The 25510-nt window shown below is 35.0% G+C and carries 27 protein-coding genes and 1 tRNA gene; 15 read left to right on the top strand and 13 right to left on the bottom strand.

Annotated features, from left to right (window positions below; all coding sequences use genetic code 11):
• Positions 1-19: 19 nt before the first annotated feature.
• The 4 genes from EYD45_RS04425 to EYD45_RS04410 form a co-directional block, all read right to left on the bottom strand.
• Complete coding sequence (locus EYD45_RS04425; protein WP_130963146.1) at positions 20-2323, bottom strand: M1 family metallopeptidase; 2304 nt, start codon at positions 2321-2323, stop codon at positions 20-22.
• A 110-nt stretch (positions 2324-2433) separates the two neighbouring features.
• On the bottom strand, positions 2434-2934 hold the full coding sequence (locus EYD45_RS04420; RefSeq protein WP_130963145.1) for a DUF6702 family protein: 501 nt from the start codon (positions 2932-2934) through the stop codon (positions 2434-2436).
• Between the two features lie 60 nt (positions 2935-2994).
• The gene (locus EYD45_RS04415) at positions 2995-3684 is read right to left on the bottom strand and encodes a carboxypeptidase-like regulatory domain-containing protein (RefSeq protein ID WP_233702518.1); all 690 of its coding nucleotides are present in this window, start codon (positions 3682-3684) and stop codon (positions 2995-2997) included.
• Positions 3685-3867: 183 nt separating this feature from the next.
• Entirely contained in the window at positions 3868-4671 is an 804-nt protein-coding gene (locus tag EYD45_RS04410) for a carboxypeptidase-like regulatory domain-containing protein (protein ID WP_130963143.1), read from the bottom strand.
• A 150-nt stretch (positions 4672-4821) separates the two neighbouring features.
• Here EYD45_RS04410 and pepE point away from each other — a divergent pair, with 150 nt between their 5' ends.
• A complete protein-coding gene (gene pepE / locus EYD45_RS04405; protein ID WP_130963288.1) occupies positions 4822-5529 on the top strand; it encodes a dipeptidase PepE in 708 nt (235 codons plus the stop codon).
• Between the two features lie 212 nt (positions 5530-5741).
• On the opposite strand, the gene EYD45_RS04400 is transcribed toward pepE, so the two are convergent.
• Together EYD45_RS04400 and EYD45_RS04395 are read right to left on the bottom strand one after the other, a co-directional pair.
• Positions 5742-5814: transfer RNA gene (locus EYD45_RS04400), tRNA-Gly, on the bottom strand.
• A 47-nt stretch (positions 5815-5861) separates the two neighbouring features.
• Positions 5862-6287: a GNAT family N-acetyltransferase gene (locus EYD45_RS04395; protein WP_130963142.1), complete on the bottom strand. Its 426-nt coding sequence runs from the start codon at positions 6285-6287 to the stop codon at positions 5862-5864.
• 66 nt (positions 6288-6353) lie between these two features.
• Between EYD45_RS04395 and EYD45_RS04390 the strand changes: the two genes are divergently transcribed.
• Both EYD45_RS04390 and EYD45_RS04385 read left to right on the top strand, forming a co-directional pair.
• Complete coding sequence (locus EYD45_RS04390) at positions 6354-6809, top strand: GNAT family N-acetyltransferase (protein WP_130963141.1); 456 nt, start codon at positions 6354-6356, stop codon at positions 6807-6809.
• An 84-nt stretch (positions 6810-6893) separates the two neighbouring features.
• Positions 6894-7664 (top strand): M48 family metalloprotease, encoded by a 771-nt coding sequence (locus tag EYD45_RS04385; protein ID WP_130963140.1) that lies wholly within the window; start codon positions 6894-6896, stop codon positions 7662-7664.
• Positions 7665-7733: 69 nt separating this feature from the next.
• Here the strand turns inward: EYD45_RS04385 and EYD45_RS04380 are convergent, their stop codons facing one another.
• Entirely contained in the window at positions 7734-8129 is a 396-nt protein-coding gene (locus EYD45_RS04380; RefSeq protein WP_130963139.1) for an ankyrin repeat domain-containing protein, read from the bottom strand.
• A gap of 248 nt (positions 8130-8377) precedes the next feature.
• Between EYD45_RS04380 and gpmI the strand changes: the two genes are divergently transcribed.
• Complete coding sequence (gene gpmI / locus EYD45_RS04375) at positions 8378-9895, top strand: 2,3-bisphosphoglycerate-independent phosphoglycerate mutase (protein WP_130963138.1); 1518 nt, start codon at positions 8378-8380, stop codon at positions 9893-9895.
• 49 nt (positions 9896-9944) lie between these two features.
• Complete coding sequence (locus tag EYD45_RS04370) at positions 9945-10355, top strand: BT0820 family HAD-type phosphatase (protein WP_130963137.1); 411 nt, start codon at positions 9945-9947, stop codon at positions 10353-10355.
• A 7-nt stretch (positions 10356-10362) separates the two neighbouring features.
• Here EYD45_RS04370 and EYD45_RS04365 read toward each other — a convergent pair whose 3' ends face one another.
• Complete coding sequence (locus EYD45_RS04365; RefSeq protein ID WP_130963136.1) at positions 10363-11628, bottom strand: acetyl-CoA hydrolase/transferase family protein; 1266 nt, start codon at positions 11626-11628, stop codon at positions 10363-10365.
• 122 nt (positions 11629-11750) lie between these two features.
• Here EYD45_RS04365 and map point away from each other — a divergent pair, with 122 nt between their 5' ends.
• From map to EYD45_RS04350, 3 genes are read left to right on the top strand one after another with little or no spacing between them, the layout of a single operon-like run.
• Positions 11751-12569 carry a type I methionyl aminopeptidase gene (gene map / locus EYD45_RS04360; RefSeq protein WP_130963135.1) on the top strand — a complete coding sequence of 273 codons (819 nt, stop codon included), beginning with the start codon at positions 11751-11753 and terminating at the stop codon, positions 12567-12569.
• A 2-nt stretch (positions 12570-12571) separates the two neighbouring features.
• Positions 12572-12889: a cupin domain-containing protein gene (locus EYD45_RS04355; RefSeq protein WP_130963134.1), complete on the top strand. Its 318-nt coding sequence runs from the start codon at positions 12572-12574 to the stop codon at positions 12887-12889.
• 6 nt (positions 12890-12895) lie between these two features.
• Positions 12896-13660, top strand: a complete 765-nt coding sequence (locus tag EYD45_RS04350; protein WP_130963133.1) for a class I SAM-dependent methyltransferase — start codon at positions 12896-12898, stop codon at positions 13658-13660.
• Position 13661: 1 nt separating this feature from the next.
• On the opposite strand, the gene EYD45_RS04345 is transcribed toward EYD45_RS04350, so the two are convergent.
• Together EYD45_RS04345 and EYD45_RS04340 are read right to left on the bottom strand one after the other, a co-directional pair.
• The gene (locus EYD45_RS04345; protein WP_130963132.1) at positions 13662-14654 is read right to left on the bottom strand and encodes an FAD:protein FMN transferase; all 993 of its coding nucleotides are present in this window, start codon (positions 14652-14654) and stop codon (positions 13662-13664) included.
• Positions 14655-15032: a Na(+)-translocating NADH-quinone reductase subunit F gene (locus tag EYD45_RS04340; RefSeq protein ID WP_130963131.1), complete on the bottom strand. Its 378-nt coding sequence runs from the start codon at positions 15030-15032 to the stop codon at positions 14655-14657. It lies immediately after the preceding gene.
• Positions 15033-15130: 98 nt separating this feature from the next.
• Here EYD45_RS04340 and EYD45_RS04335 point away from each other — a divergent pair, with 98 nt between their 5' ends.
• The 6 genes from EYD45_RS04335 to EYD45_RS04310 all read left to right on the top strand — a co-directional run bounded on the left by EYD45_RS04335 (position 15131) and on the right by EYD45_RS04310 (position 21915).
• Positions 15131-16288, top strand: a complete 1158-nt coding sequence (locus tag EYD45_RS04335) for a hypothetical protein (protein WP_130963130.1) — start codon at positions 15131-15133, stop codon at positions 16286-16288.
• Between the two features lie 67 nt (positions 16289-16355).
• On the top strand, positions 16356-17138 hold the full coding sequence (locus tag EYD45_RS04330) for a hypothetical protein (RefSeq protein ID WP_130963129.1): 783 nt from the start codon (positions 16356-16358) through the stop codon (positions 17136-17138).
• Positions 17139-17150: 12 nt separating this feature from the next.
• A complete protein-coding gene (locus tag EYD45_RS04325; protein WP_130963128.1) occupies positions 17151-17600 on the top strand; it encodes a hypothetical protein in 450 nt (149 codons plus the stop codon).
• Positions 17601-17703: 103 nt separating this feature from the next.
• Positions 17704-18270, top strand: coding sequence for an RNA polymerase sigma factor (locus EYD45_RS04320; RefSeq protein ID WP_130963127.1), 567 nt, complete (start codon positions 17704-17706; stop codon positions 18268-18270).
• Positions 18271-18276: 6 nt separating this feature from the next.
• Entirely contained in the window at positions 18277-19020 is a 744-nt protein-coding gene (locus EYD45_RS04315; RefSeq protein ID WP_130963126.1) for a tetratricopeptide repeat protein, read from the top strand.
• 12 nt (positions 19021-19032) lie between these two features.
• Positions 19033-21915 (top strand): CHAT domain-containing protein, encoded by a 2883-nt coding sequence (locus tag EYD45_RS04310; RefSeq protein WP_130963125.1) that lies wholly within the window; start codon positions 19033-19035, stop codon positions 21913-21915.
• On the opposite strand, the gene EYD45_RS04305 is transcribed toward EYD45_RS04310, so the two are convergent.
• A complete protein-coding gene (locus EYD45_RS04305; protein WP_130963124.1) occupies positions 21908-22780 on the bottom strand; it encodes a DUF4846 domain-containing protein in 873 nt (290 codons plus the stop codon). The genes EYD45_RS04310 and EYD45_RS04305 overlap by 8 nt on opposite strands.
• Before the next feature lie 108 nt (positions 22781-22888).
• On the opposite strand from EYD45_RS04305, the gene EYD45_RS04300 reads away from it, so the two are divergent.
• Complete coding sequence (locus tag EYD45_RS04300; RefSeq protein WP_130963123.1) at positions 22889-23338, top strand: Na(+)-translocating NADH-quinone reductase subunit F; 450 nt, start codon at positions 22889-22891, stop codon at positions 23336-23338.
• A gap of 95 nt (positions 23339-23433) precedes the next feature.
• Here EYD45_RS04300 and nqrF read toward each other — a convergent pair whose 3' ends face one another.
• Together nqrF and nqrE are read right to left on the bottom strand one after the other, a co-directional pair.
• On the bottom strand, positions 23434-24741 hold the full coding sequence (nqrF, locus tag EYD45_RS04295; protein WP_130963122.1) for an NADH:ubiquinone reductase (Na(+)-transporting) subunit F: 1308 nt from the start codon (positions 24739-24741) through the stop codon (positions 23434-23436).
• A 1-nt stretch (position 24742) separates the two neighbouring features.
• Complete coding sequence (gene nqrE / locus EYD45_RS04290; protein WP_130963121.1) at positions 24743-25462, bottom strand: NADH:ubiquinone reductase (Na(+)-transporting) subunit E; 720 nt, start codon at positions 25460-25462, stop codon at positions 24743-24745.
• Positions 25463-25510: the final 48 nt, after the last annotated feature.

The raw sequence follows: 25510 nt of genomic DNA, 5'->3' as shown, positions 1-25510 counted from the left end.
TTTTTTTAATTAAAGCGTATTACCCTTGTATTTTTTGTTTAAAGTTTTCAAACTCACCTTTGGTTTCTTTATTAGGCCATGCGTTATTTTCTGTATCAATATCGGCTGTTTCCCTGTTTGGGTCAACAGTGATGTTCACAATTTCCTTATCGCTCGCTATAGCTTTACTAACTTCATTATCATTAAACCTCCAGATCTGGGCTGGATAGGTTTCTTTTTTCTTAGAACCATCTGCATAAGTATATTCCACGATAATTGGCATTACCAAACCTCCTGGTTTTTCAAAAGTAATATTGTAAAAATACTTTGGTGATTTGATGTTTTGTCTCTCTGCTTCAGAAAAATTATCCATCATATACTCTTTTACGGTTTTAACATCAGTAGAGCTTTGGCTTTTCATAGACTCTGTGACATCCTCACTTCCTTCTTCCACCATAAATACTAGTGGTCTTAGTTGCTCTCTCTTAATACCTCGCTTTTCCATAACATCTCTCATGTAGGCATTAGGTTCTGATGATACATAATATTTTTTTACATCCTTAATTCCAATATCTACCCAATCGGTGGTGTAGAACCATCCTCTCCAGAACCAATCTAAATCAAATGCTGATGCATCTTCCATGGACCTAAAGAAATCTTCTGGCGTAGGGTGCTTAAACATCCATCTGTTTGCGTATTCTTTAAAGGCGTAATCAAATAATTCGCGACCCATAACGGTTTCCCTTAAAATGTTTAAGGCTGTTGCAGGTTTTCCATATGCATTATTTCCAAATTGATAGGTATTTAGTCCTTTAGTCATTATTGGCGCAATATAGTCTTGATTACCGCTCATGTATGGCACTATCATGTGCGCTGGTCCTCTATCGGAAGGAAAATGTTCATCTGCTTCAGACAATGCGTCAGGATACGCTTCACCAAAATCTTGTTCAGCAACATACTGCATAAACGTGTTTAAACCTTCATCCATCCATGTCCATTGGCGTTCGTCACTATTTACAATCATTGGGAAAAAGTTATGCCCTACTTCATGTATAATTACGCCCATCATACCGTATTTTACACGGTCGCTATACGTTCCATCCTCTTTTGGTCGCCCGTAGTTCCAACAAATCATAGGGTACTCCATCCCTTGGCTCTTTGCATGTACAGAAATAGCTTTATGATATGGATAATCAAATGTCATTCTTGAATAAGATTTTAATGTACTCGCAACAGCTTTTGTTGACCATTCTTCCCAAAGTGGATTACCTTCCTTAGGGTACATTGAAACGGCCATAACATCCTTACCTCCTATTTTTACTGCCATCATGTCCAAAATAAACTTTCTAGACGTGGCAAATCCAAAATCACGAACGTTTTCTGCCTTAAGTTTCCAGGTTTTTGTTTTATCAGAAAAACCCTTTTCAGCAGATTCTGCTTCTTCCTGTGTTACGATAATAACAGGTTTATTATAAGACTTTTTAGCTTTTTCGTAACGCTGTAACATGGTTTTCGTATATACTTCCTTTCGATTGGTCAAGACCCCTGTTCCATCTAAAATATGGTCTGCAGGCACTGTGATATTTACTTCGTAATCCCCGAATGTCAATGCAAACTCATCACGTCCCCAAAATTGTGAGTTTTGCCATCCTTCAACATCACTATACACTGCCATTCTTGGGAAAAACTGAGCTATCACATAGGCTCTATTACCATCCTTTGGGAAAAACTCATATCCAGAACGACCATCATGCTTCACATGGTCGTTTATATTGTACCACCACTTCACTGAAAAAGAAAACTTGTCTCCTGTTGCCATTGGTTTTGGCAACTCTATACGCATCATGGTGCGGTTAATCATATAAGGTAATTTAGCTCCTTTAGCATCTATTACAGCTTCAATGTTAAAACCACCGTCAAAAGGCTCTTTGAGATATTCTTTTGTAAACTGGCTTGGGTACATTACCAGACTTACCTCACTTCCTTCGATTAAAGGACTTTTAGAATCCCTAGCTCTTTTATTCTGATCTAATTGCACCCATAAATATTTTAAAACGTCAGGTGAATTATTGGTATAAGTAATGGTTTCAAACCCTGAAAGTTTGGCATTTTTATCATCTAATACAATGTCCATCTTATAGTCGGCCTGTTGTTGATAGTAGGCATGTCCTGGAGCCCCAGACGCAGCCCTGTAGGCATTGGGCGTAGAAAACTCATCGTAAAGCTGCTTAAACTTATTGTTATTTGTGTGACCTTTTTTAGAAGCAGAATCCTCTTGATCCTGTGCATAAATACCTGAAGAAATGAAAACAACAGATAGAACATAGTACAATAAATGTTTCATTATAAATCTTATAATTTTTTTAAAAAACTGTTAAAAATGCTAACAAATCTTTAATTTTTGCCGCATAACGCGACCAAAAATAAGACTTTAACTAAGGTTTAAAGTTTAATTTAATTAAAATTTAACACTGCTTTGTCGTTTTGCTTGGTAAGTACGAAACTCTTCTTTTTAGAGTTAATATCTAGCTTAATAATGTTTTGCTGCTCTGAAAACAAATCAAAAAGCGTTTGGTTTACAACTTCAAAAGTGTCAATACTGGCAACGTTTTCTATTTCTAAATAACATTTTACAATACCCATCTCTACTTCTCTGCCTATGAATAATAATTGTTTGGATTCTCCATTTATATTGATCCTTAGCTTTTCTCCAAGGTATCTTTTTATATACAAATCTATCAAATCATCTTCTCCATCAAAGGTTAAATCTTCGTCGTATCGCTCTTTGAGTACGTTCTCAAAATCATCGATAAATATGCGGGAAATAATTTGAACCGACGCCTTCTCCTCAACATATTCAATCTGTGTATTACTAATATAATACTTATGCTCCAAAGTATGCGAAGATGCTGCTAATACAACAAGTAATACAATAATTGTTTTCAATAATTTCATAACAGTTATAAAATTGCTGCTAAAGTAATTATTTTCAAAGTTTCAAAAAGCATTCCAAAATTAATCTTCTTGTTGGTTGGCTTTGTATTGTTTTAGCTTATGTTTTAAAAATTCTAACACCTCTAAATCTGATTTGCCATTACAGGTTTGGTAAAAATTTTCATCCATCTCACAGAAATAAAAAAAATCCGCCCTAAATTCCTCACTGAGCGGATATATACTAAACAAACTCTCTGAAAATTCTTGTCGTAATTTTGTAATTAAGGCTTCATTACGTTCATGTTTGACTCGTTTTTTCAGCATTTTTGTTCTCCCTGAAATTCCGTTTAAAATCGGATTTAGGGGAATGCTACCCGTTAAAGCGCCCAATAACATCTTTGGTTTAAATTCGCCAGCTTCTGCCAACCTGCGTTCGCTTTGTGTTGCAATTTTCCCTGTATAACCAGGTATGCCAACATCGTAAAAATTAATTGGTGTCTCACCTTTTACAGTACCAATGTCGGAACTTAAATCCCCGGTTAGAATTTTACCTACTGTAACTTGGTTTAAAGCATTTATTTTTTCCTCTAAAATAACGGTAACCGTTTTTGAAGTGATAATTTCTTGAGTTATTAAAACATCCTTTAGCTTATGCTGAACTGAAGAAAAACGTAAGGTATCATTTAAGCGCGCTGGAATTATAAACTCACCCGATGCATTAGTAATCGTAAATTTTTGAGCAGTTTTATTAATAACATGAATATTCTCCACATTTGTACCACTTTTAATTTTACCCGTAATTTTAACGGATTGCGTATAGGCAAATTGAAATGAAAACAACACAATAAAACCAATTACTGACTTCAAAAGCTTTCCGTTTTAAGTCATAAATAACGGAAGTAATGTCTTAAACAAATTGAAAAACGCTTGTAAAGTTTTGTTAAATAAAAAGTGTTATTTCTTCTCTTTCTTCAAGAATTCTACACTTTTTTGATTTAAAATATCCAGAAACTCCAACTCTCTCCCGTAGTTAAGCAAAGTAAAGTCAAAATCACCACTTTCAACATAAGCAATGAAATCTTCCACACGATGCTCTGGGATTTTAAAATTATCCACCAAAAACTCTGAAGCAAAATAATACTTGATAGCGCTTGTAGGCACTTCAGGTATATCTGAAGTTTTTTTACGTTTGGCTTCAGACCTGAAGATTGGAAGTAAAAGTTGGTCCACTACATTAACTACATTTAAGCCATTATACAACCTGTTGCGCTGAATATCATCCCCTATATTTTTTACTTCAGTTTTATAATCGGTTTCAAAATTATATTCACTACTATGTTTTACGGCGAAATAAAGCGCATCCAGCTTCGGGTTAAAGGTTTTAGAACCGTCAATATCCGCAATCAAATCTCCTGTTAACCCTTTAGATTTCACTATAATTTCATCTAGCTTATTAATCTCTTCAATTAAGAATATCTTCATGCTTTTCGACTTGAGGATATCCGCATTCACTCTAAAATTTAAATTTTGAAATTGTAGTGCGCTAACCTCTATTACGTCATTTTCTGCAACGGCAATGGTAAACGTTCCTTTATCATCAGTAATAGTACCTTTATTTGATGATGAATTAAAAATGGTAATTCCAGAGACATCGTTATGCTCTACAACAATCTTACCCTTTACATCGATTCTTTTAATGTTTTGAGCATTGATGCTATAGGCAGCAAAAATTAGTAATAAGCATATAATCTTTTTCATTAGGTATGGTCTTTTACAAAAATCATTACTTTTTTCAAGCAAGCAATTCTTTCTTTTTCTTAAAAATACGACTTAAAACTGAATTTTTTAAAACATCTGGATTCAATTATCATTAAAAAATGTTTAGCTTTATCATAAAACATTTTTATGATGCGACAACTTATCATCGCGAGCACCTCCACCGTTCATGGAAGTGGATATTTAGACTATATTTTAGAGGAACTGTCCAATCTTTTTAAAAACACAAATACAATTCTTTTTGTACCATACGCAAGACCAAGTGGTATTTCTCATGATGATTATACCAAAATTGCCAATAATGCCTTTTCTAAAATAGGTAAAACCGCAGTGGGCTTGCACACCTTTGAAAACCCAAAAGAGGCTATCGAAAATGCTGAGGGCATATTTACAGGAGGTGGAAATACATTTGTTTTGGTAGATCAACTATATAAAAATGATTTAATAGTACCGCTTAAGGCAGCTATAAATACCGGAACACCATATTTAGGCACAAGTGCCGGCAGCAATATTTGCGGGCTAACCATAAAAACCACCAACGATATGCCCATTGTTTACCCGCCAAGTTTTAATGCCCTGGGCGCGGTACCATTTAACATTAATCCACATTATTTAGATCCTGATAAAAACAGTAAGCACATGGGAGAAACCCGCGAAACGCGGATAAAAGAATTCCACCATTACAACACCCAACCTGTAATTGGGCTTCGCGAAGGAAGCTGGCTCAGTGTACAAAACGACGACATCACAATACGAGGAGCACTTACTGCAAGAATTTTTGAGCATAATAAACCACCTTACGAGGTCAATCCTGGTACAAACCTCAACCATTTAAATTAAAATAATAATTTTGGGCGTCTGCCTGCCGGCATGTGCCACTTCCCGATAGCTATCAGGGTCGGAGATTTCAAATATGGAGTCTTTTCTGAGCGTAGCAGAAGTATTCAATCCCTCATGCACACATATGCTAATGCCAAGACTAACTAAATGCCATATCATTTTTGCTAAAATGCACCTATAAAAAAAGCCTCGTTTTACAACGAAGCTTCTAGAGCGGGAGACCAGGTTCGAACTGGCGACATTCAGCTTGGAAGGCTGACGCTCTACCAACTGAGCTACTCCCGCATTAGCGATGGCAAATATATAATACTTCCCAAAAACACCAAAAAAAATTAAAGCTTCTTTAAAAAATGATAGCCCAAAATTTCAAAGCCCTCATTGTAATAAAATTTATGCGAAGGATAGTTACTCACATAAGTATTCAACTCCACCGTTTTACAGCCTTTTTTACCTACATAATCATAAATCCACTTAAAAAACTGTTTCCCAAGCCCCTTACTCCTGTAGGCTTCTTCAATATAAACATGATCTACCTCAACACTTTTACCTGTGTAATGTCGTGTACAATACCATAATCCGCAAACCCCAACAATAATATCGCCATCATAAATTACAGTGCACTCATAATTTTGCGTTGCCATTTCCAGAAAACGTTCCTCCAAAACAGCCTTTGATACTTTAAAATCGTTTAATTTTTCAACTAGTGGTACTATTTTTAGAATGTCGGATTCGTCTAAAATATCGAAACTAAAGTTCATTTTTAATTTTAGCGTGAAGATAATAAGTAAATTTAATAAGTTTGAATACGCTTATCAACTCGCAAAATGGATTTAAAAAAAGAATATCAAGTTAAACAAATATTAACCAAGGATACTTACCCAGTTAGGCATCCTGTATTACGGTCAGGAAGGCCAGTAGCAACGTGTGCCTTTGGCGGGGACGATTTATCATCTACCATTCATCTTGGGTTGTTTAACGAAGATAATATAATAGGCGTAGCGTCTTTTATGCAATCTAAACATGAACTATTCTCTGAAAAATCGCAATATCAATTAAGAGGAATGGCTATACTAAAACCCTTCCAAGGCAAAGGGTTGGGAGAAATTATATTGTCTCATGGGGAAACCCTATTAAAGGAACAAAGTATTGACTTAATTTGGTGCAATGCAAGGATAATAGCAGTAAATTTCTATAAAAGAAGAGGTTATAAAACAAAAGGTACTCCATTTGATATTCCTAATATTGGACAGCATTATATAATGTATAAAGTTTTAACATAAATTTTAATGTGACATTTTATTGCAAAAGGTGTCTTAAACATGTACGCCAAAATTTTGTAATTTACTACCCTAAAACCATCAAACATGAGAGGAAGAAATTTTAAAATAAGACTACTTATTGGTGCTGCCATTGCCATATTTTTTGTTTTGAAACGTTGTAGTCAACGCGAAGAAAACCCATATACTGGAAGAATGCAGACCATATCAATGACACCAGATAAGGAAATTGCAATCGGTTTACAAAGTGCACCTCAAATGGCACAGCAACACGGAGGTTTGCACCCAAATAACGAATATCAAGCATTGGTGGATAATGTGGGCAACAAACTTGTAAACAGCAGCATTGCTAGGGAGACACCTTACAGATACGAATTTCATTTATTGAATGATCCAAGAACCATAAATGCCTTCGCATTACCAGGTGGACAAGTATTTATCACTTATGCACTGTTCTCTAAGTTGCAAAACGAAGATCAATTAGCTGGTGTTTTAGGCCATGAAATAGGTCATGTTTTAGGCAGACATAGTGCGGAGCGAATTGCGGAAAGCGAATATTGGCAAGGTTTAGCAACCGCAGGATCTGTAGGTGCGGATATGGGTGGTTTGGTAAGTGGTATAGGGCAACAAACCTTGCTTACCAATGGTAGAGACGATGAGTTAGAAAGTGATGACTTAGGAGTAAGATTTATGATGAGAGCAGGATATAATCCACAAGAGATGATTGGCGTCATGAAAATTTTAAAAGAAGCGGCAGGCCCCAATCGTGTTCCAGAGTTTCAAAGTACACATCCTGATCCTGATAACAGGATAGAAAAAATACAAGAAGCTATAGAAAAATACCGTACACAGTTATAATTAAAAAAGCCCTCATATGAGGGCTTTTTGTCGTGACTAAATCAAAATAATTATAATAGCTTTTAATAATTATTTTTTCTTTTTTGCAAGTGCTTCTTCTAAAACCTTTTCAGCATCAACAGCTTTGTGCAATTTTGCATATTTCATTGCCGTCATGCCTTTGGTAGATTTTACTTTTAGTTTAGCACCATTTGCAATTAATAGTTTTAAAATGTCGCATCGGTTAAATTTCGCCGCATACATTGCAGGTGTCATTCCATTGGACTTTTCATTTACATTCGTTCCAAGCTCAATCAATTTTTTTACAGTTTCTATATCTCCTTTAGCGATAGAAACACAAAACGGATTTACATTTGTAATAGCCTGAGTTTTGAATACTTTAGTTGGTTCAAATGAAGTTTTGGCATTAACGCTAACAATTGAAAAGCATAATGCGATTGCAGAAATAATGATTGTTTTTTTCATGATGAAAGAATTTAATTTGATTAATGATTTGTTTTTTGATTATATTAAAGAGACGACTAAAATTTTAATTTGTTACACTAGAAATTCTTAAATAACATTTTTTTAACGTTTATTTCACTAGAATTTAAGATTTATGGATAGAAATTTAAGGTAAAACCCGATGTCAAAATTTATGGTTTTTTGCAAATGAATTTCTCCTTTAATCCCTTTAAAATCCTTATATTTGCGCCTTAAATCAAACCAATACAATGAACAAAAAAGTCATCCTTATGATACTTGATGGTTGGGGCAAATCTCCCGACCCAAAAGTTTCTGCAATTGATAACGCAAATACACCTTTTATAGATAGTTTATATACTAAATACCCAAGCGCCTCTCTTAGAACCGATGGCTTACATGTTGGTTTACCTGAAGGACAAATGGGTAATAGTGAAGTTGGACACATGAATCTTGGTGCTGGAAGAATCGTATATCAAGATTTGGTAAAAGTTAACCTTGCAGTAGAAAATAAAAGCTTAAATAAAGAACAGGTTTTGGTTGATGCGTTCAACTACGCAAAAACACAAAATAAGGATGTTCACTTTTTAGGATTGCTAAGTGACGGTGGCGTACACTCACATATTAATCACCTAAAGGGCTTAATAGATGCTGCGCAGGAGGCTGGAGTTAAAAATTCTTATGTTCATGGGTTTACCGACGGACGGGATGTAGATCCAAAATCTGGTGCTGGTTTTATAAAAGATTTACAAGAACATACTGCAAATACAAATACCAAAATCGCAACTATTTCTGGTCGGTATTTTGCTATGGATAGAGATAAACGCTGGGAACGCATCAAATTAGTTTATGATGCATTGGTAAATGCCGAAGGGGAAGCTTCAAAAGATATTGTGGCTACTATGCAAGCAAATTATACCAATGATGTTACAGATGAATTTATTAAGCCAATTATTGCGGTTGATGATAACAACGCACCTTTAACAAAAGTTAAGGACGGAGATGTTATTATATTCTTCAACTTTAGAACAGACAGAGGACGCGAATTAACTGAGGTTTTATCGCAACAAGACTTCCCTGAATTCAATATGAAGAAATTGAATTTGCATTATGTTACTCTTACTAATTATAACGACGATTACAGAAACATAAAAGTTATCTTCAACAAAGAAAACCTTAGCGAAACTTTAGGTGAAGTTTTAGAAAAGCACAATAAAAAACAAATTAGAATCGCCGAAACGGAAAAATACCCGCATGTTACATTTTTCTTCTCTGGCGGGCGTGAAGAACCTTTTGAGGGTGAGCAGCGTATCTTAAGAAATTCTCCAAAAGTTGCTACATACGACTTGAAACCTGAAATGAGTGCATATGAGTTAAAAGATGCCCTTGTGCCCGAACTACAAAAAGGAGACGTTGATTTTGTGTGCTTAAACTTTGCAAATGGTGATATGGTTGGACACACCGGAGTAATGGAAGCAGCAATAAAAGCATGCGAAGCCGTTGATGAATGTGTAAAAGAAGTGGTTACCGCTGCTCTGGACAACGATTACACTACCTTATTAATAGCAGACCATGGAAATTGTGAAACCATGATAAACCCTGATGGTTCTCCAAATACGGCGCATACCACAAATCCTGTTCCTATCATTTTAATTGATAAGGATTTAAAAGAAATTAAGGATGGTATTCTAGGAGATTTAGCACCAACAGTTTTAAAACTTATTGGCATTGAGCAACCAGAAGCAATGACACAACACCCATTGGTTTAATGAGATAAAGAAAAAGACTTAACTTTGCAGAAAACAAACCCTAAATCGAATGAATTTTGCAGATACGCTCCTTATAGCAGTTGATTTTGATGGCACCATTGTAGAAGATGCTTACCCTAGAATTGGAAAGCCGCAAATGTTTGCTTTTGAAACTTTAAAGAAGTTACAGGAAGAAGGACATAGGTTAATTTTATGGACCTATAGATGTGGTGATAAACTAGATGAAGCTGTAAAATTCTGTGAAGCCAACGGCATTCGTTTCTATGCTGTAAATAAAAGTTTTCCCGAAGAAGAGTACACAAATGATATTAGCAGAAAAATAAATGCCGATTTATTTATCGACGACAGAAACATTGGTGGTTTTTATGGTTGGGGAGAAATTTACCAATTGTTAACCAACAGTGATGCCAAACCTCTTGAGTATAAAAAGAAAAAAAGTTTTTTAGATTTTTTCAGATAAGCTTCCGTTAAATTAGTTCAAAATACGCTTTGTCGATTGCCTCTCTATGATCTGGGTGCGCAATATTTACCAATGCTTTTACACGTTGTTTGATAGTTTTTCCATATAAATTAGCTATACCATATTCCGTTACAACATAGTGTACATGTGCTCTAGTTGTAACAACGCCTGCTCCGGGATTTAAAGAAGGTACAATTCTACTAATACCCTTTCTTGTTGTTGACGGTAAGGCTATAATTGCTTTACCGCCTTCACTTAAAGAAGCACCTCTGATATAATCCATCTGACCACCAACGCCAGAATACATTTTTGAACCAATAGAATCCGCACAAACCTGACCGGTAACATCAACTTCAATGGCAGAATTGATGGCAACCATTCTTGGGTTTTGTTTAATAATGGAAACATCATTTACATAATCTGATTCCCGAAGTTCAACAAAAGGATTGTCGTCCACATAATCATAAAGTTGTTTTGAACCACCTAAAAAAGTAGTAAGCGCCCTACCAGGACTAATACCTTTATAGTTACCATTAATGACATCTTTTAATATCAAATCAATAACGCCATCTGAAAACATTTCGGTGTGCAATCCTAAATCCTTATGATTTGAAAGGCGTGATAGCACCGCATTTGGTATCGTGCCAATTCCCATTTGCAATGTGCTTTTATCGTCGATTAATCCAGCTACATAATCGCCTATTTTGTTTTCAATATTTGTAGGCTCTCCCAAGTGAAATGTTGGTATGGGTTCATCACATTCAACAAATAAATCAATTTCAGAAAAGTGAATAATTCCATCCCCATGGGTTCTTGGCATCTGCGGATTCACTTGTGCAATGACGATTTTAGCATTATCGATGGCAGCCAAAGTAGCTTCTACCGAAACGCCTAATGAACAGTAACCATGCTTATCAGGAACAGAAACATGAATTAAAGCTACATCTAATGGTAAAATATTTCTTTTAAACAGCAATGGTAATTCACTTAAAAAAACCGGGGTATAGGATCCGTTTCCCGCAGCCAGTGTGTGTCTCACATTTTTACCAATAAAAAATGAATTCACATGAAAGCTATCTTTTAAATCTGGATTGGCGTAAGGTGTCTTACCTTCGATATGTAAATGACACACTTCTACGTTTCTTAACTCGTCATGTCTGTCACTCATTGCATTAATAAGCAATTGGGGCGCAGCAGCAGCAGCTTGTATATACACCCTACTGTTACTCTTTATAGTTTTTACAGCTTCGTCGGCGCTTACAACTTTAAACATCTCAATAAAATTTAGTTGACTAAAATTATGAATTTGTTATCATAAAAAGACTGTCAAAAGTCAGTTAAGTGCAAATAATTATAGTGCTATAAATTAGTATCTTTGCCAATATTTACGAGCACATGATTAAAGTAAAAACCAGAGAAGAGATAGAACTAATGCGCGAAAGTGCGCTGATAGTATCTAAAACGTTGGGCGAAGTTGCGAAAGCAATTAAACCTGGAGTTACGACGTTGCAACTTGACAAAATTGCTGAAGAATGTATAAGGGATCAAGGTGCGGTACCTGGCTTTTTAGGGCTATATGATTTTCCAAATACGCTGTGTATGAGCCCAAACTCTCAGGTAGTTCATGGCATTCCTAATAACGACCCTTTGGTTGAAGGGGATATCATATCCATTGATTGTGGTGCACTTAAAAATGGTTTTTATGGAGACCATGCGTACACATTCCCTGTTGGAGACATCTCTCCTGAAGTTGAAAAACTTTTAAAAGTGACTAAGGAATCTCTTTATGTTGGTATTAGAGAGTTTAAATTAAATAATCGCGTTGGCGATGTTGGCTATGCCATTCAACAATACTGTGAAGCCCATGGCTATGGCGTGGTAAGAGAATTGGTTGGTCACGGACTTGGGGAGAAAATGCATGAAGATCCTGAAATGCCAAACTATGGTCGCCGTGGTCGAGGTAAAAAATTTATAGAAGGTATGGTGGTAGCTATAGAGCCTATGATTAACATGGGTACGCAACGCATTAGACAACATAGGGATGGTTGGACAATTACCACATTAGATAATTTACCTTCTGCTCACTTTGAACATAATGTTGCACTGGTTGACGGTAAACCTGAATTACTCTCTACATTTGCCTACATCTATGATGCCTTGGGTATAAAAAGTGATGAAGAAGATGAGTTTAGACAGGAAGTTCTTGTTTTATAAGCATGAGTAAAGATTTATCTAACATACCAAGTAAAATATTAGTGGAGGGCGTATCAGGAAAGTATGTGCACTCAAATTCATTTACAGTAGGCTATGTTAGTATTGAAAAAGGCGCTATCATGCCTTTACATTCGCATTTTCATGAACAAACTTCACAAGTAATTTCGGGAGAACTTGAAATGACTATTGATGGGAAAACTGAAGTATTAAACCCTGGAAGTATTACCATTATACCGCCCAATGCCATGCATAGTGCAAAGGCTTTAACAGATTGCACTGTAATTGACACCTTCTGTCCGGTTCGGGAAGATTACAAATAATCTCCATTGAAAAAACTTTTCAAAATCATATTGAATATAGTCCCAAGACCCTTATTAATTCGGTTAAGCTACCTTATACGTCCAATTTTAGCCATTTTTTTAAGAGGTAATACATTTACTGATCCCATTGATGGTAAAAGTTTTAAAACATTTTTGCCCTATGGCTATGGAACACAACGGAATAATGTATTATCTCCCTCTACCCTTTCTTTAGAACGTCATCGATTACTTTGGTTATATCTTAAGAATGAAACTAACTTCTTTTCAGAAAAACTGAAAGTACTACATTTTGCACCTGAACAGGCATTTTATAAACGCTTCAAACGCTTGAATAATATTGATTATGTAACCACAGATTTGAATTCGCCATTGGCAGACGTGAAGGCTGATATTTGCAACTTACCTTTTAAGAATGATGAGTTTGACGTCATTCTGTGCAATCACGTTTTAGAGCATATACCTGATGATACTAAAGCCATGCAAGAATTGTATCGTGTTATGAAAACTGGAGGGTGGGGTATCTTTCAAATTCCGCAAGACTTAACACGAGCTAACACTTTTGAAGATGATTCTATAACGGACAAAAAAGAACGTGCTAAAATCTTTGGGCAATACGACCATGTTCGGGTGTACGGTAGGGATTATTTTGATAAGTTAAGAAAGATAGGTTTTAAAGTAGATGAAGTAGATTATACGGTAACACTTTCAGCAGATATCATTGAAAAATTTTGTTTAGCAGAGGGAGAAATTATTCCAAAGGTCACTAAATAGTTTACTTTGGAAATCCATTTAAATTTAAGGTTTCCAGCTCTTTATCGTCATTTTCAAAAATCAAGAACGCTTTTAGTTCGGGATGCGATTGAAGAAATCGTGACACATTTTCGATTCCCATAGCCTGAAAAGCGGTGGCGTAGGCATCAGCGACCATACATTCCTTAGCTATCACCGAAACACTTAAAATATTGGTTTTGGTAGGATAACCTGTTTTTGTGTCGATGATATGGGCATATTTATTTCCGTTTTCATCCACCTTAAACTTTCGATAAGTCCCTGAAGTAGCCATGGCCTCATCAATCAAACTAATAGCTTTATAAACTGATTGTCCACCATCAAATCTAGGTTCATCTAAACCCACAAGCCAAAGCGCATCTTTCTCAATATTTTTTCCTCTAACACGTATTTCTCCACCAATTTCAACTAAATAATTGTTAATGTCTTTACTTTCCAAAAACTCCCCAACAACATCTACGCCATAACCTTTAGCGATAGCATTAAACTCCAAATACGTATTTAAAGGTTTTATTACGTTTTCTCCTTCAAGCTTTACTCTATTAAACCCCACAAATTGCATCAAACTATCAATAACTTGAGCATCGGTTAAAAACTTATTGGTTTCAGCTCCAAAACTCCACGCATTTACCACATCGCCAATGGTAGGATCAAAAATACCACCCGTTGCTTCGTATATTTCTTTTGAGGCAGAAAACACGTTTTTAAAATGATGATCTACTTCAACTGGTTCATTTCTATTCAATTTAGAGATATCAGAATCATTTATATATGTTGACATTGATGCATTAATCACGGTAAACAAGCTATCAATCTGAATTTTGTAATCTGTCTTATCATCATAAATAATACTGTACGTTGTGCCAAAAACAGCTCCAGAAAGTTTAGTATTTTGAGATACATCAGCAGTCTTCTCTTGATTCTTTTTACAAGAAAACACCAATAGAATAACCAAAAGCACAGTAATGTTTTTCATCTAATTTAAGTTTGATTCGATGTACTGAATACCATTGTATTCTATTAAATAATCTTCGTTAAGGTAAACTGGTAAATCTTCTCCATCAGGATTACCCAAACCAACTCCGGCATAAAGTACTTTAGCGTCTTTTTCAAAAGCGTGCTTTTTAAAAGATTCCATCCAAACAATATCATAATTGTTGGGGTTTTCCGGCAAGAGAACAGCTCGCACCACCACAAAATAATACTGACTGTTCTTGTCAATACACACAAACTGAGGATGCCTTTTTAACTTACTATTTATAGCCACAAACTCGAAACCACGCTGTTCTAAATCTTTACCAACATGATTCATTGCCAAATTATGTAATTCCTGTTTTGAAAGCGGTTTACTCATGCTGCAAAAATACTAAAACTTAATAGGGTGATGACATTTTTAAACACTTTCGATGTAATGATATAAATGTTTGTTAAACCTTATTAAATACCCTTATTATGAAACCTTTGATGTATTGCTTAAGTATGTTAATTTTACTATTCTTTTCCTGCGGACAATCCCAGAAGCACAACGATAACTTTGCTGAATTTGACTATGATTCCGAAGATATTTTTGAAGAAGATATTTCAGCTGAATTTAATGAACCCAAACCTGAGAGGTCACAAAACACTAATCGCAGCTTAAAGGGCTATAAGGTGATGAGCAAACAATTTAACTTGCCTGTTGGTGTAATGCCTATTCCAAAAGACTGGATGGTGAAACAAAAAAATAAAGACGGTATTTTATTTGAGTCTGAAGATGGTGTGAAAGTATATGGAGAACGATTTATCTCTTACTTTTTTTCCAACAACCAACAACTAAATTACATGAACCAACAAAGTGGCAGACCAGTTGCTCCAGTAAAAAACATAAGTAGGGTAATTCAAGAAGATATTTTACCACATGCGAAATCTCAAGGACTAAAATTAGTAAATCAATTTCCACTGCCTGCCTTAGCTCAATTTGATAAGCGCTTTGATAGTTACTTGTTTAAAGGCATCCCAGAAAATAAACAATTTCAATGTATCGCAACAGAATGGGTAGATAAAAATGGCGATAAATCTATTGGTATTATCCGCTATTTTACTAATCATTATCCAACTGCTGGCGGAATGGATTGGGGCTATACTCTAAATGCTATGGGAGCTCCTGAGCACAAATACGAAAGCGCTAAAAAAGCATTTATCAATTCACTTGTAAATTTTCAAATTAATCCACAATGGGTACAAACCAATAATAACTTTTATTCGCAAAAATCCAGACAAGGGGCTGCACAACACCAACAACGAATGGCTGCAACTAATGCCCAAGGGCAAGCCAGTAGAAATCTTGGTAATACATACAGCTCAATTTCAGACAGCAGTTTTGAAAGTTGGAAACGCAGAAATAATATGAACGATGCGGGTCATTCAAAATCTATAAACAATGGTATTTGGGAACGCACAACCGTTTCTAGTCCTAATACTGGTCAACAATATTATGTTGAAGGGCAAAACAACTATTACTGGATGAACCAAAACAACGAATATATAGGCACGGACAATTCACTCTATAATCCGAATGTAGACAATTCTATAAATAATCAAGATTGGACACAATACACTATTGAAAATTAAAAGTGATGACATTTTAAACTCAAATCGATGTTATAAACAAACGAATCAATTTAAAAAAGCACGAATTATGAAAGCATTTAAGATATATAGCCTTTTAGCAATTATTATCCTAGTAGTATCCTGTAATTCAAATGATAATGACGCAGTGAATTTTGCAGGTGCAACACCACAAACACAATGTATTACAAATAATCTTACTGGGCCAACAGCAGTGTATTGGGATTATGCCAACGGAATTCCAGCACCATTTACAAGTATCCCTATGGTACCAAACCCACAAGGCACTTTTGATCATCCAGATGTGTTTACAAATATAAGGTTTACAGTACCGCAAAACTACACTGTTACTCCACTTTCAATACCAAATACCGCTTTTGGTGTAGACATGAGAAGGTCAAATAATAACCCACAAAACAAGGTCTTTTGGAGGTATTACCCTATTACTTCATTTTCTGGAACTGCGAACATAGATGATATTAGAGCCTTTTTTATAAACGATTTAATGGTGAACGAATATGGCTTCAACGGAACACCAGTAGTAGATTGTGCTCCTCCAACACAAACAGCAAACTTTGGTGGAATTACAAGAACTTTTAGTGCTAGAGCCATCAGGTTTGGGAATACCAGGGCTATTATTACAGTAGCCGTTTCTCCAACGCCTTTTGGAAGTTCAGTTGCTGTTTCTATTTCTGCTGGTCCTATTAATGAATATGATAGTTTAGCAATGAATGTGTTTTTCCCAATAAGTTTTGAACTATTGCTTCCAGATAGAGATTCACTTTCGGATAGAGATGGTGATGGCACACCCGATGTTTTTGATCCAGAACCAGATAACCCTAACGTAAAGTAAAAAATCATCATTATGAAAAGCCAGATAATTATTGCACTCATTTTAATCTTTGCAATTACAATAAATTATTCTTGTAATAAACGTGATGATGAGACTATGGAAGAAGAAAATAGCTGCCCAGAAACCAATACATCAGTACCTGAAATACTAGGAGATTGGATATTCACAGGAACCTCTGTAGATGGACAATTACTAATTGAAGATTGCGACCTTAAAACCAAATTAACAGTTACTGAATCGCAATTCATCTGGGATAACTATTCTGGCTCAGGTTGTAACGAGCTTACAGTAATACCAACATGCTATAGTGTTGAAAACAATACTGTTTTTTACTATGATGATTTTGGAGAAAAAACTGGATTTTCACAAAAAATAAAAACTTTAAATAGCACCACACTCATTCTGGAAAATAACAGTACAAGTACTATTGTTGCAACAGAAAATTATGAAAGAATGAATTAAACCATAATGCTATGAATACTGTATAACCAAATTATTAACCATTTAGCAATGTAGTATTTGAAGAAAAATGAAATAATTGTATCTTTCCTCTAGCTATTAATTCATGGGGAAAACAATACATTTATTAAGTCAGTCTCAACTAATTGAGGCTATTAAAGCAAATGACGCAGGGGTACTAAAAGAATTGTACACAGCAAATTACCCTAAAGTTGAAGCTTTGGTATTAAAAAACAGTGGTTCTTCGGTATATGCTAAAGACATTTATCAAGAAGCATTTATTACAGTTTGGACACACGTAAAACAAGACAAGTTTACGCCACAAAATGATAGCGCTTTACAAGGTTATTTATACAGAATTTGCAAAAATAAATGGACCGATGTTTTAAGATCAAAATCATTTAAGGATTTTAAACCATTAAATACTGATACCCTAAAAACAGTGAAAGCAGATGACACATATAATGAAGTAGAAGATAAAAAACTAAAGTTGACAATGACCGCTTTTGAAATTTTAGGACAACCTTGCAAGCAACTATTAAAAACATTTTATTTCGAAAAGAAATCATTAAAAGAAATCTCAGAAGAATTAAATATAGAAGAAAACACAGCCCGCAACAAAAAATACAGATGTATGCAGAAATTAAGGGCTATGGTTTTAGCCTCAAAATAGCACATATTGAAAGAGAACGATAACATATCAGAAGAATTATTAGAAACAATAGAACGTTACCTAAACGGCACTTTAAGTACTCCAGAGCTAAAAGACTTTAATAGACTGTTAGATCTCGACGAAGACTTTAGAGCGCAGGTTGAAGATGTTCGAACAATGCTTTTTGGTATTGAAGCCCAATCTTTAAAGGAGCAGTTAAATGAGTTTCATGAAGATGTCCCAAAAGCAACAACAAAAGAACGTTCTCCCGAACAAAAAGTTCGTTTTCTAAGATATAGTAGAATTGCTGCTGCTGCTGCCATCATTATTGCCGTGGGTAGTATTTGGTTTTTCAGTACGCCACAAAATGAAAAACTATACGCCAATTACTTTAAACCAGACCCAGGGCTACCCACAACTATGAGCAGTACCAATAATTATGATTTTTATGAGGCTATGGTTGACTATAAACATGGTGATTACCAAGATGCTATTGATAAATGGACGGTTTTAGCCGAAGAAAAACCTGAAAACGATACCATAAATTATTTTTTAGGTATTGCATATATGGCAAACAGAAAAGAAGCCCAGGCCATTCCCTTTCTAGAGCGTACAGTTGAAGCTCCTGATAATTTTAAATTTTTAGATGATGCTTACTACTATTTAGGGCTAGCTTACTTAAAAGCTGGAAACCTTGAACTTGCTAAAAAGAACCTTAGCCTAAGTAAAAGTGACAAAGCAAAGGAAGTTGTTTTGAAGCTTACCGATTAAACATTAATTAAAATGATGAAATTACTACATATTATTAGAGGCGTATTATTGGTGCTTCTAACATTAAGTATTTCAACAATTAATGCGCAAAATGATTCGATTTCGTCCAATAAAAACCCCTTAGAAATTAAATACAATCTTGCTGATAGTCTTTTCAAATCTAGAAAAACACAAGCCGCAGAATCAACGCTTCATCAAATTATTAAGCAATTTGATAAGGATTCTAACAACCTACCTGAATTAAAGTATAAATCTTTTAACCTTTTAGGATTAACACAAAAGAACTTACAAAAATTAGATAGTTCAAATTACTATTTTAACAAGTCTCTTAAATATTTACACAAGTCACCTTTATCTGATTTAAAAAAGGAATATAAGCAGGGAATTATTAAAAATAGTATGGCTCTCAACTATTTTAATACTGGCAAAACCCAAAATTCCATTACGGTTTTACATGAGGCTATAACGCACATACATAACTACAGCACTAGGGTTGAAGATGATGCCGAAAAACTAAAAGCTACAAAAAAACGGTTGGCCTGTATTGATAATCTTGCTGGTTTTTATCGTGGTGTGGGTGATAATGAGCGCGCCATAAGTTTAGCAACGTATTCGTACGAAAAAAAACAAAAAATACTGCCCTCTGATGATAGCGCACTCACCATATCGCAACTTATTCTTGGGCACCTTCACTTAATAGCTAGAAATTATGGCAAAGCAGGAAAAATAACAGATAAGGGCATTGGGAATATTGATAAAATACCATTCGCTAAGAGTTACGCTTATTTGGTAAGAGCTTCAATTTATGAAAATATAGAAGATTTTGAAAACGCCAAAATATATTATGAAATGTGTGAAGCCGTGTATAGGGAAAACTTTAATGGCGTATACTCAAATACATTCTTAGATGGACTGGTAGAAATGTCTAATTTTTATGCCAAAATCGGCATGAACAATAAGGCTTTATCTCTTGCCAAAGAGGGGTATAACTACACGAAAAAAAAATCATATAAAAATGAATTACTTCGTTTTTATCAAATACAAAACTTAGCATCAGTAAATTTCACTATTGGAGACTACAAAAATGCCCTAAAGCGCAGTCATGAGGCATTGCAATTTTTTGAAAATAAAAACCTAAAAATGAACAATCTGTTGGATTCTATTCAGAACGAAACTAGAAAACCAATATCCCTACTTATAAAAACAAAATCTGAATATTTTTTAAAGCAAAACCATACCATATCTGGGCTAGACAGTTTATTGAAACAAACCAAAGAAGCTTTGGATATTTTGGGGCGAAAGAGAACTATTATTAAAACACCTTCCGACCTAGAAACACTACTTACCGATCATCAAAAATTAATAGATTTTAGAAAACAACTATTTCTTGACCTTTATGGGAAAACAAAAGATAAAACTTATCTCGATAATCTCGTTGGGCTTCACGAATCTAGTTTGTACAATAGAATAAGATCTAGGCTAAACCTTAAAAAGATCAAATTTTCGGATGTTCCAGAAACTATTATTAATAGAGAAAAGCTTTTGAAGGATAACATGTCTTCTGCACTAAATGGTACAAATGCCTCAATTGATACATTTTTCAATGCTAATGCACAATGGAGTGTGTTTTTGGATTCCCTTAAACAAAAGTATCCTAAATATTATAAAATGCGGTACGCCACTATTGAAGAACCTTTGGATAGCCTTCACAAAAACATACCGCAGCATACCACTTTCGTACGCTACTTATATATTAGTGATACTTTATATACAACAGTTATACATAAAGCCGATAAAAAGCTGTTCAAATTAAAAACCAAAAGCCTAAAAGAATATATATCAATACTATCCAATCATGATTCTGATGTAAAAAAAACATCAGAATCTCTATATAAGCTTTACGAATCTATATGGGCACCTTTTGCTCCCGAAATAACAACAAAAAATGTGGTGATAATTCCCGATGGTGAATTATTCAACTTAAGCTTTGAGAGCTTAACACCTTCTAAAATAAACAACCTCAAAGATTTGTCAACAAACAGTTTATTAGCAAAATATAATATTTCATATAATTACAGCCTTTTGCTTTACGGTAGTGACGACAAAACCATTAACTATAGCAAAGACTTCATTGCCTTTGCACCAGAGTTTAGCAATAAAATGAAACAGGATTATAGTATAAGTATAACCGACTCGCTATCCTTGGATAAAACTTATTTGAGCCTACTACCCCAACCATTTAGCGTTGACCTAGCAAAAGAATATTCCAGATTATTTGGTGGAGACTATTTTATAAACCAAAATGCCTCCAAGCAAATTTTTAAGAATGAAGCGAACGAGCATAAAATAATCCACATTGGCACACATGCGGAATCCAATAATGTGTCTCCTGAGCTTTCTCGTCTAATATTTGCAAAAAACAGTCCAGATGATGATAATTCACTGTACACCTATGAAATTTACAATGAAAACCTAAACTCCAATCTTGCCATTTTAACTGCTTGCGAAACAGGGAAACCAACATATCAAGCTGGGGAAGGCATGATTTCTTTGGCGCATGCTTTTAATTATGCTGGTAGCGAGAGCATATTAACAAGTCTTTGGAAAATAGATGAAAAATCCAGCTCTGAAATTATTGAATTCTTCTATCAGAATATAAAAAGAGGTTTACCTAAAGATGAGGCGCTTCAAAAAGCAAAATTAAAATACATTGAAAAGGCTGAAGGTAGAACCCTAGCCCCACAATACTGGGCAGGTTTAGTACTTATTGGTGATACCTCGCCTATAGAGCTACAATCTAATTCCGGGATTATTTGGTGCTTTATAGTAGGATTTCTTATTGTTTTAGCTGCTTATTTCATTTTGAGAAAACGCAAAACAAAACGCATTACTTAAACCTAACAAATTTAGAATCAAAAAATGTGTAATTAGACACGGGGATTACTGCATCCTTTTCCAAGCGATACCAGGGTGATAGTTTAGAATCCTCTAAGTTTTTAACCAAATGCACGCTTTGAGCTGGTGTATTACCTTGAAAAAGTAAATATATTTTGTCGCCCTGAGCATTTACGGCCTCATCACAAATCATTACAATATGCCCAGGTGAACCTCCTTTTATCAGCATGTCTCCAATCTTTAAATTTTTAGCGTCATTTATTTTGGGAAGTTCATTGTAAAGTGACAATGTACCAGAATACATGTAAATTAAATTCAAATATTTATAGAAGTTTTCTTTTGAATGATTTGCAGCTGATGTTTTATGAAATGAGACTTTGTTTCCTTTAATTTTTGGTCTGTAACCTTCTGCATATTTTTGCCATGAACAATAATGTCCACTGGTGAAATTAAACCCTATCTCTTCTTTTCTATCATTGTCCCATAGATACTCACTTCTTATTCGTATTAAGGCATCTGCGCACTGTTGCAATCCGTTTTTAGGCACTGAAATTTCTAGAACTCCAATATGTCCCATTTGCCAGAAATATTCCGTATCATCATAATTAATGATTTTTGTGCCGAAGGGTTTTAGTTTATAATTTCGTAGATAATCTTGAAACGACCTTTTTAGGTATACCACCCTTTTGTACCCGTTAGGAACGTTAACTCTCGAAGTAATCGTTAGACTATCCCTATTAAGAAGTCCTGATGGTTTTACCTCGGACATTAATGCATTTGATACACGCATGACAGGCTTAATCTTAAAACAAGCCAAACAAATAACGGCTAACACAAAAAGAGCAAATAGTAATACCTTCTTCATGCTTTGAAAACGTCTTCCTGTTTAACTTCGTATGGCGTGAGTAAAAATTTAAGAGTAATTTCACAGATAAAACTGATAATTTTAGTAATTTAAAATAAAATTTAGCTTATGAAAACCACACAACGACTAGAATCGGCTATAGAAAAATTATACACTGCTTTCCATAACAACACCTTAAACCCAGAATGTTGTCAACAATGTGCGGTAGGTAATATTTTGGATAATAAGGATAGTTGGAAATATCTTTCAGATAGTCATGGTAGCTTAGTATTGAATTATGTTGGTAGCGTACACCAAAATTTGGGACGAAAATTCAATGGCTATTCCCCATTGGAATTACTTCAAATTGAGCAAACCTTTTTAAACGCTTGTGGATTTCAAACACCACTTCATCATCAAAACAAAAAACCTGAAAACCCAACGGATAAAGACATACTGTTTAATGGTTTATGCGCTGTAATACGTTTTTTATGCGAACTAGATGGTATTAATAACGTTATGGATTATACCAAGTTGTTTGAAGTAGAAAATGATAAACCGAAGTATGCTTTAGCATAAAAACTTAAGATTCAAATATAAAAAAACCAACTCAATTGAGTTGGTTTTTCCATTTTATAAAATACTGAAACATGTTCAGTATGACAAATTAATATCTATCCTCCAAAGTCATCAAATCTGATGTGTTCATCTGGAATACCAAAATCTTCACCCATTTTTTGAACTGCTTTGTTCATCAACGGAGGTCCACAGAAGTACAATTCAATATCTTCTGGTGCTTCATGATGATTTAAATAGTTATCGATTACACAATTGTGAATGAAACCAACAAAACCATCACCTTCCTCATCATTAATATCCTTTTTTACTTTCCAGTTATCTTCTTCCAATGGTTCAGAAAGTGCCATGTAGAACTTAAAATTCGGAAAATCTTTTTCTAATGACTTAAAGTGGTCAATGTAGAACAATTCACGCTTAGAACGTCCACCATACCAATACGTTACTTTTCTTCCCGTTTTTACAGTTTTGAATAAATGATATAAGTGAGAACGCATTGGCGCCATACCTGCTCCACCACCTACATAAAGCATTTCACTCTCTGATTCGTTAATAAAGAATTCGCCATAAGGCCCAGAAATTGTTACTTTATCACCTGGCTTTTGAGCAAAAATATAAGATGATGCCACACCTGGATTTACATCCATCCAACCGTTTTTAGCACGATCCCATGGTGGCGTTGCAATACGCACATTTAGCATAATTTCACGACCTTCAGCAGGGTATGAAGCCATAGAATATGCTCTTTCAACAGTTTCATTGTTCTTCATCACTAAAGGCCAAAGTCCAAACTTATCCCATTCTGCCTGAAATTTATCTGGTGTTTCGTGCTCTTCAGGGTGTGCAGTAATATCAATGTCAGAATATTTTATCTCGCATGGCGGAATTTCAATTTGAATATAACCACCTGCTTTATATCCCATATCTTCAGGAATTTCAACAACAAACTCCTTAATAAAGGATGCCACGTTATAATTACGTACAACAGTAGCTTCCCATTTTTTAATACCAAACACTTCCTCTGGAATGGTAATGTTCATATCCTGCTTTACCTTAACTTGGCAAGCTAAACGTGCTCCTTCTTGCAATTCTTTTCTTGAAAAGTGAGGTGTTTCAGTAGGTAACGCTTCTCCTCCTCCTTCTAAAACATGACATTCACACTGAATACATGTGCCACCTCCACCACAAGCGGATGGTAAGAAAATTTTATTACCTCCTAAAGTAGACAATAGAGTTCCTCCAGAATCTACTTCAATTTCTTTTTCGCCATTAATTGTAATCTTTACAGGACCAGACGGTGACAGTTTCTGTTTTACAAACAATAATAGCGCTACCAACAACAGCGTAACTACCAAGAACGCTACTACGGTTGCAGTTATAACTCCAAAATCTATTGCTAAAATCATATTACTCATTTACTTTTATGTTGTTAGCTACTATTTTATCTTCCTTAGAATCTTCAACAGACTCAATTTGTACCGTTTTTTCCTCTTTAGCTGCCTCTTCATCACCACCAGTTAGCATACCTCCAAAACTCATAAATCCAATTGCCATTAAACCGGTGATAATAAACGTAATTCCTAATCCTCTTAATGCAGGGGGTACACTTGAATATCTAATTTTTTCACGAATAGCGGCTATGGCCAATATAGCTAGGAACCATCCAATTCCAGATCCAATTCCATAATTAAGTGCTAAACCGAGCGTTGCAATTTCACGTGACTGCATGAAGAGCGATCCACCAAGAATTGCACAGTTAACCGCAATTAAGGGCAAGAAAATACCCAAAGAGTTATATAGCGAAGGAGAAAACTTCTCTACTACAATTTCCACTAGTTGCACCATGGTTGCTATAGTTGCAATGAACATAATGAATGAAAGGAAACTTAAATCATATTCAGCAAACTCTGGCCCTATCCAAGATAATGCGCCAGGTTGTAATATGTATTGGTCTAATAACCAGTTTAAGGGTACAGTAATTGCCAATACAAATATTACTGCGGCTCCTAAACCTACAGCTGTACTTACTTTTTTTGAAACAGCAAGGTATGAGCACATTCCTAAGAATGTGGCAAATACCATGTTATCTATAAAAATCGATTTGAAAAATAATTCTACGTGTTCCATATGTTTTGAGTTTGAGATCCTAAAACAAGTTCAGGATAACACTTCGTT

The sequence above is a fragment of the Hyunsoonleella flava genome, from assembly GCF_004310325.1.
Taxonomy (GTDB): Bacteria; Bacteroidota; Bacteroidia; order Flavobacteriales; family Flavobacteriaceae; genus Jejuia; species Jejuia flava.
The sequence above is the reverse complement of the archived record's forward strand: the minus strand, read 5'-3'. Positions and strand labels throughout refer to the sequence as shown.